At 38.2% G+C, this 1,108-nt stretch carries 2 protein-coding genes; one reads left to right on the plus strand and one right to left on the minus strand.

Annotation, left to right across the window (positions count from 1 at the left end; genetic code table 11):
• Positions 1–323 precede the first annotated feature (323 nt).
• Positions 324–536 (plus strand): hypothetical protein, encoded by a 213-nt coding sequence (locus R7Z78_RS24680; RefSeq protein WP_005479370.1) that lies wholly within the window; start codon positions 324–326, stop codon positions 534–536.
• A 48-nt stretch (positions 537–584) separates the two neighbouring features.
• On the opposite strand, the gene R7Z78_RS24685 is transcribed toward R7Z78_RS24680, so the two are convergent.
• On the minus strand, positions 585–974 hold the full coding sequence (locus R7Z78_RS24685; protein ID WP_169643767.1) for a universal stress protein: 390 nt from the start codon (positions 972–974) through the stop codon (positions 585–587).
• Between the last annotated feature and the right edge of the window lie 134 nt (positions 975–1,108).

A 1,108-nucleotide genomic window follows, 5' to 3' on the forward strand; every position in this document is an offset into this window, starting at 1 on the left:
GGAGTCACATCCAGTTGGACTTACTCATTTGATGTCTGCCGAAAAATGACAAATATCACTCAAAAACAAAGTTAATTTGTAACAAATTATGTTAACGATATTGTCAATTCAATTATCTCAATAGAGGAATGATGCTTTGCGTCACAGAGATCGTGGTAAAACATATCCTCGGAAATGCTTCTAATGAATGCATATCACGTTAAATAGTGCATCAATTGACTTTGACTAAAACATAAATCTAGTACAGCTCAATAATCAATTGATTTCATAATCTGCGAGCGGTATGGTGTTTGTGACCCCCATAAAAAACAAGGATATTGGCTATGGATAAATTACTGGCGTCCGCTTTAGAAATTAAACAGCGCACCATGGTTACTGGCCTTTTTGCAAAGAACGGGTTCAAAATCGCCATGACAGATTTTGACGATGTTACTTTTGAGCGAGAAGGCGTCCAAGTTAACGTACATTTTGACATGGCTTCAAATGCTGAATCCGTTTCTGTTTTGTCCAAAAAGCCATTCTCGTTAACTCGATAAACGATATAAGCCGAACTAGCCTTTGGTTCGGCTTTTACTCATCATTGTTTAATCATCTAAGTACACGACTAGCAAATCAGCTTCTATGGCGTTCGCAAGCTTAGGGACAGAAGAAAAGAAACGACTCAACAAGCTATGATGATGGCCACATACAACGAGATCTATCCCTACTTCCTTCGCAATTCCGGAGAGCTTGATGTGAAGATCACCAATCACAACCATATTGTCATGGACTTCGTAATCACACTCGTCAGCAAGCTTTTGTAATGCATTCTGCAACTTTCCTTCTTCTTTCAACTCTAGAATAATCTTATCGACATCTACATAGACTAAGGAAAGCTTACTTTTTTCATCTTTCGCTAAAGAAACTGCTTTATCGATGACTTTTTTGCTGGAATCAGTAAGGTCTACCGCAACCAAAATATGTCCATAACTCATTACGTTCTCCTATTTTGAATGGTACTACTTTTAGTCTAGCTTATCGAACACACTAAACATCGGCTTACCTGCCGATATCTAAATGAAAACATCCAAATCCCCATCTCTAAGAGCTCAGCTGTTCGAACATATAC

This window comes from Vibrio sp. 1167 (assembly GCF_033340375.1).
Lineage (GTDB): Bacteria > Pseudomonadota > Gammaproteobacteria > Enterobacterales > Vibrionaceae > Vibrio > Vibrio alginolyticus.

Bases quoted from the DNA above. Each gene is read 5' to 3' on its own strand.
- R7Z78_RS24680 (WP_005479370.1), top strand. From the start codon at position 324: ATGGATAAATTACTGGCGTCCGCTTTAGAAATTAAACAGCGCACCATG.
- R7Z78_RS24685 (WP_169643767.1), bottom strand. From the start codon at position 974: ATGAGTTATGGACATATTTTGGTTGCGGTAGACCTTACTGATTCCAGC.